The organism is Paenibacillus sp. A3 (assembly GCF_001399685.1).
Taxonomy (GTDB): domain Bacteria; phylum Bacillota; class Bacilli; order Paenibacillales; family NBRC-103111; genus Paenibacillus_G.
The window spans coordinates 1-4,522 of sequence record NZ_JTHN01000186.1 but is presented as its reverse complement, the minus strand read 5'-3'; the positions used below and the strand labels follow the sequence as shown (position 1 = coordinate 4,522).

The window sequence follows — 4,522 nt, the reverse complement described above, 5'->3', positions numbered from 1 at the left end:
CAACTTTTTAAAAAGTTGATTTGAGAGGATATTTTTACAAGAGCATCTCCGAGAGGCGATAAATGCCTTCTTCAATGGCGGCCTCATCTACTTTGGCAAAGCCCAGCACCCATCCCTTTCGTTTGCTTTCCAAGCAATACGTGCTAAGCGGATAAACTCGGACCCCGTGTTTGAGTGCTTGATTCGCCACAGCTTCTTCGTCAAAGGACGCTTCAGCTTCTAGCAGCATATGCAACCCCGTTTCTACACCGCTAAGCGTGAAATGTTGGCCCAGGCCGGTTGCGCTGATCATTTTCGTCATGGCTTCGTGCCTGCGGCGATAAACATTTCTGACTCTGCGCATATGGCGTATAAAGTGGCCGTGCTCAATAAAGTGGGCAAGCGTTACTTGCTCCATAATCGGAAGATGCCGATACAACAATTCCTGTACCTTGGCAATTTGGCGAATGGCCGCTTTGGGACCGACAATCGCCGATATTCGGATGCCGGGAGCAACCAGCTTGGAAAAACTCATCATATACAACGTGTTCTTGGGTAATTGGCTGAATAATGTGGGAAGTGGCTCGCCTCGGTAGCGGAATTCACTGTCGTAGTCGTCCTCAATAATCCAAAATGGGCGCTGGGCGGCCAGATGCAGCAATTGCTGCCTGCGCGGTTCCGAGATTATGACTCCGGTCGCGCACTGGTGAGAGGGAGTGACATAGACAAGCTTGGATTGCGGATGAATACGGTCTACTTGCAGACCGTGCTCATCGATAGGAACGGGAGCAACCTGCATGCGCCGATACTTCATCGCCATCCAGGCCGCAGGGAAGCCGGGATCTTCCACTGAAACCGTCTCTCCTTCATGCAAGAGAGCTTGGGCGATTAAATCGATGCTATGCTGAGCGCCCGAGGTTAATATAATTTGGTCGATATGCACGTGGACGCCACGCGTAAGCGACAAGTAGCGTTGAATTTGTTCGCGCAACGGCACGAAGCCGTAGGCATTGCCATAAGCCCAGTGAGCCAGGTCTGGTTCTCCCGTGGCTTGTACAAACGATTGCCTCCAGAGCTTATGAAAATGGTCATCCAAATAAGGTTCGTGTGGGCTGAAATCGATGAATGCATGGGTATTTTCTTTGCCTCTGAGCCAAGTTTGCAAATGACCGACAGTAGTGTTCAACATAGGCAATTCAGGTTGAAGAGGCCCTTGGGGTGAAGCGGCCTCGGAGGAAAGGGGACGGTACGTCCAATCACTAACTCTTGTCCCGCCACGACGAGAGGTGACGGTGTATCCGCGGCTATATAATTCCTCATAAACGATCTGGATGGTCGAACGTGACACCCCCACTAATTGGGCAAGTTCACGAGAGGGGAGCAGCAGTTCGCCTGGTGGCCATTTTCCCGTGGTAATGTTATGGATCGCTTGATCCAGCAGTTGCTGCCAAATGGGACGATTGTCGTCTCGGTTTATTTTTAACATTTGGCAAACCTCCAATGTGCTGCATTTCAATTATGGATTGTTCAAACTAATGAATTCTGGGTGATTTATGGCCTTCCAATCATTGAAATACTATCACGAAGGCAGCTGTGTTTGCAATATGGAAGAATCTGTCCCAAAATGGATAAAGGAACATGGCGGGCTGCAGGGGATGGCCATACGGAACCGCGTCAGTTGTCGGAAACCGACCGCCCCGGGTAAAATATATTTTGGTTGTCTATAGGATTCTCTTTCGCTGTTATCGTCTGCGGCCGCAAGCGATATACAGATACTGCCTGATGGTCAAGGGAGGAACGGTATTTCTCGACATGCACTTTCGATAACGGCCGGTCGTAAAAGCCCGGTACATATTTGTACAGAAATTGTTGAAGAACCTCTGTCGAATCGTCTGATTGGTCCACTTTCTCCACGTTCCCAAACAGCATTACGCTCATGTAGGCAGTATCCGTTTTAGCCGGGACGGGAGCGGTCACGGTGCCATACTCTTCGAATACCGTAAAGCAAGCAAGATTATTTTGTTGTATGACGGAAATCTTTCTGCCACTACTTAGTCCGTGAAAGTAAATGCATTTATTCCACCAAACGTAATTCAATGGCACGACGTATGGCTGAATTCCATCTGCCAGACCCAATAAGCCAGATCGGGTTTTTGTCAAGAAAAGGTCTATCTTTTCTTGATCCTCGCATTTTCTTTGTGCATGAATCATAGGTCTCATATTGAGCCGCTTCCTTTCTGTTTCCAAATGAATACGCGAATTTTGCTGCCATGATTTTATACTATCTTATTTTTGATGGTTTACTATATCCAAAACAAGGCGATTTGAGCAGTCCATATATAAGGCGGCTGATCAAATTCAGAAGTAGGTCGGAAGCCAGTACAGAATGGTAGAAACCAATCGTGAGAGTTTTGAATTGATTCGTATACCACTAAGTTCTCAGGAAAAAAATATTCCCATTGCATGTACGGGAAGGTCTTTACATCATCCGTATTAACAAAGGTTTCAGCTCATCCGGCTGGAACCTTTGTTCGTTAATAGGGCGATTTTGCTAATGATAATCCCGTCACGCTCCGGAAATAAACGGATAGCTGGTATTAAACCGCTCTTCCAGCACATCCCAATGGGGAGTGGGGACGTTGGACCGTTCTTTCCAATCGTGAAACACGCGGTTTAAAGCGGCGATCTCGTAGGGAGAACCGTCGACCAGCCGGCTGGCAGGCAGGATATGATATATTTTTAGAAGCAGCCGCAGTAGCGTTGGGTGTTTACGGATCAATGAAGCTTGTTCGGCCGGTATTAAGGGATAACCATGGGCTTCCAGCACGCGGAAGCCTTCGTCCATGGCCGCAATCATTTGCCGCAGCAGCTTATCATCCCTGGCGATTTTTGTCATTTGACGCTCATGGATAATTGTTACAAAGCCCAGCGCTACAATGGGTACAATATGGTTCTTCAGCCAAGCGTCTATATTTTCGTGATAGACAAGCTTGTATTTGGTTTTCGCAAACGCTTGGTCAAGCGCGGCCCTAAAGGGAATCGGACCGTTCAATCCGCCGAGTACCATCTTCACGCCGCCGCGGATACAGACGGTCCGCCCGTTTTCTCTGCTTCCGGCGCTAATTTGGAATCCGAAGGCGATATTTTTGTCCGTATCGCTATGCTCCTCCATGTAATTTTGCATATCATGGGCATCCGTATTATTACCCACCAGAACGATATTGCTGCTCCGATTGTTGGCCAGAATAGGCAGTACCGCCGGAAAATCCGTATATTTCATGACGACAAAGATGAGATCGTATATATCGCCCGCTTCCAGCGTCCGGATGACGTTCACCGGATCCACCGTCGTTTTCCGCTGAAAATAATGGCGGATGACAAGCCCCTCCTTCTCCAGCTCCTCCGCCCGTTTCCCTCTGGCCAATACGGTCACATCATTGCCCCCGCGCACAAGAACATGGACCAAATAACTGCCTATGACACCTGCGCCATAAACCAATACTCTCATGCTGTTATCCTCGCTTTCATATTTAATGAACATTTGTTGTATAATTGACGTTTGTTGATTACAATTACGATAGCATCCGGTGAAACACCGGATCAATCGGTAATATTTTTGATTTTGTTGAGTATTCAACAAATGCGCTCGGATTGTCTAAAAAAGGAGCAGAGAGAAAGAGTTATGGACAGACGAATTCTAAAAACGAGGCAGGCGATCATGGAAGCTTTTGTTGGACTGATGGAGGAGAAAAGCTTTGAGAAGATCACGATTCATGCAATCGCGGACCGGGCGAATGTAAACCGGGGGACCGTCTATTTGCACTTTACGGATAAGTACGATCTGCTGGACCAGTGCATCGAGACGTACTTGCAGTTATTGTATGAAAGCTGCATGCCTGACGGGGATCCAAGCAAGGTGGCTGCAAAAGCTTTACTGCTTCGCACGTTCGAATTTTTGGAGCGCCACGCCTCCATCTACTCCACGCTCATGACGAGCAAGGGGATACCCGCCTTCCGCAAGCGGATGATCGCGATGATGGAACGGGGCATCGAGGAGCATATCAAAAGCTGCGGCATCAGCCCGGGCATAAACCGGGAAATCGTCGTCCAATTTCTGGCCGCCGCGGTCTCCGGTCTGGTGGAATGGTGGATTGTTCAATCGATGCCTTACACTCCGGCGGAAATGGTGGAACAATTGATGCTGATCCTTGAGCGGAATTTGATCCTGCCGGAGCAGCCTTGATGGGGATCATTTTATTGAATTTAATTTGAATTGAAGCCCAATCTTTTTTGCATTGCAGAAAAAATATGATAACCGGTTGACATATGATATGACAACCGGTTATCATAAATGTGAAACAAGGATGAATGCGCATTCAAAAATGATAGTCAGGGGGGAAAGATTTTGAAAATTACAAAGAGCATCACACTGGGAATTTGTTCTGCTTTACTGCTTTCTTCATTGGCGGCTTGCTCCCAAAACGATACTTCAAGCCCTTCGGCGGAAGCGACCAAACAGACCAAAGACGTTAAGATTACTTTC

4 protein-coding genes are annotated in these 4,522 nt (G+C 47.8%); 1 reads left to right on the top strand and 3 read right to left on the bottom strand.

Annotated elements, in window-relative coordinates:
* Window positions 1-34 precede the first annotated feature (34 nt).
* The 3 genes from QJ48_RS26045 to QJ48_RS26035 all read right to left on the bottom strand — a co-directional run bounded on the left by QJ48_RS26045 (window position 35) and on the right by QJ48_RS26035 (window position 3,487).
* Window positions 35-1,465, bottom strand: coding sequence for a PLP-dependent aminotransferase family protein (locus QJ48_RS26045; RefSeq protein WP_054976321.1), 1,431 nt, complete (start codon window positions 1,463-1,465; stop codon window positions 35-37).
* Between the two features lie 188 nt (window positions 1,466-1,653).
* Complete coding sequence (locus QJ48_RS26040; protein ID WP_054976320.1) at window positions 1,654-2,199, bottom strand: pyridoxamine 5'-phosphate oxidase family protein; 546 nt, start codon at window positions 2,197-2,199, stop codon at window positions 1,654-1,656.
* 346 nt (window positions 2,200-2,545) lie between these two features.
* Entirely contained in the window at window positions 2,546-3,487 is a 942-nt protein-coding gene (locus QJ48_RS26035) for a ketopantoate reductase family protein (RefSeq protein ID WP_054976319.1), read from the bottom strand.
* A 174-nt stretch (window positions 3,488-3,661) separates the two neighbouring features.
* Here QJ48_RS26035 and QJ48_RS26030 point away from each other — a divergent pair, with 174 nt between their 5' ends.
* Window positions 3,662-4,222 carry a TetR/AcrR family transcriptional regulator gene (locus tag QJ48_RS26030; protein ID WP_054976318.1) on the top strand — a complete coding sequence of 187 codons (561 nt, stop codon included), beginning with the start codon at window positions 3,662-3,664 and terminating at the stop codon, window positions 4,220-4,222.
* The last annotated feature ends 300 nt before the right edge of the window (window positions 4,223-4,522 follow it).

What these genes read in the sequence shown, in the direction of transcription:
- QJ48_RS26045 (WP_054976321.1), bottom strand. Translation starts at nt 1,465, where the DNA reads ATGTTAAAAATAAACCGAGACGACAATCGTCCCATTTGGCAGCAACTG.
- QJ48_RS26040 (WP_054976320.1), bottom strand. Translation starts at nt 2,199, where the DNA reads ATGAGACCTATGATTCATGCACAAAGAAAATGCGAGGATCAAGAAAAG.
- QJ48_RS26035 (WP_054976319.1), bottom strand. Translation starts at nt 3,487, where the DNA reads ATGAGAGTATTGGTTTATGGCGCAGGTGTCATAGGCAGTTATTTGGTC.
- QJ48_RS26030 (WP_054976318.1), top strand. Translation starts at nt 3,662, where the DNA reads ATGGACAGACGAATTCTAAAAACGAGGCAGGCGATCATGGAAGCTTTT.